Consider the following 716-nt stretch of genomic DNA (forward strand, 5'->3'; position numbering starts at 1 on the left):
CCGGTCCTACGGCGGGTTCCTCACCCTGGCCGCGCTGACCCGGTTCCCGGAGCTGTTCGCGGCCGGTGTCGACGTGTGCGGCATGTCCGACATGACCGCCTTCTACGCCGACTCCGAGCCGTGGATCAGCGGGCCCGCGACCACCGAGTACGGACACCCGCACCGGGACCGCGCGCTGCTGGAGGAGCTGTCCCCGCTGCGCGCCGCGGACCGCATCGCCGCACCGCTGCTGGTCGTGCACGGCGAGCACGACACGAACGTCCCGCTGGCGCAGGCACTCGCGATCCACGCGGCACTGACCGCGCGCGGTGCGCCGGTGGAGCTGCTGCGCATCCCCGACGAGGGCCACGAGGTGCACGACCGGCACACCCGGGCCGCGACGAACGCCCGCATCGTGGAGTTCGTGACCGCGACGGTGGCCCGTGGCTGACCGGGTGCCCCGGCCCGGGTGGGCGGTCGCGGTGCGGGCGCTGGTCGGGATCGTGGCCGTGGTCGTCGTGGTGGGGATCGTCGTCGTCGCGGGCCCGGTGCTGCTCGCCGGGCACCCGGCCTACCCGGTGCTGCTCGCCGTCGTCGCCCTGGTGGGGCTGGTCCTGGTGGTGCGCTCGGGGCGCCCGGCCCGGCCCGGACGGCTGCGGACGACCGGGCGGGCCGCCGGTGCGGTGCTGCTGGTCGCGCTGGTCGCCGCCGTGCTGCTGTGGCTGCGTCCCTACGCG

General features: G+C 76.3%; 1 protein-coding gene and 1 pseudogene. Both read left to right on the plus strand.

Going from position 1 to position 716, the window contains the following annotated elements:
* Window positions 1-430, plus strand: a 430-nt coding sequence (locus GTW08_RS20860) for an alpha/beta hydrolase family protein (RefSeq protein ID WP_161152416.1), incomplete at its 5' end; no start/stop codon positions are given.
* Window positions 423-716, plus strand: a pseudogene (locus GTW08_RS20865) (hypothetical protein); the annotation flags it as partial. The gene GTW08_RS20860 and the pseudogene GTW08_RS20865, both read left to right, overlap by 8 nt.

This window comes from Pseudonocardia sp. SID8383, assembly GCF_009864975.1.
GTDB classification, from domain to species: Bacteria; Actinomycetota; Actinomycetes; order Mycobacteriales; family Pseudonocardiaceae; genus Pseudonocardia; species Pseudonocardia alni.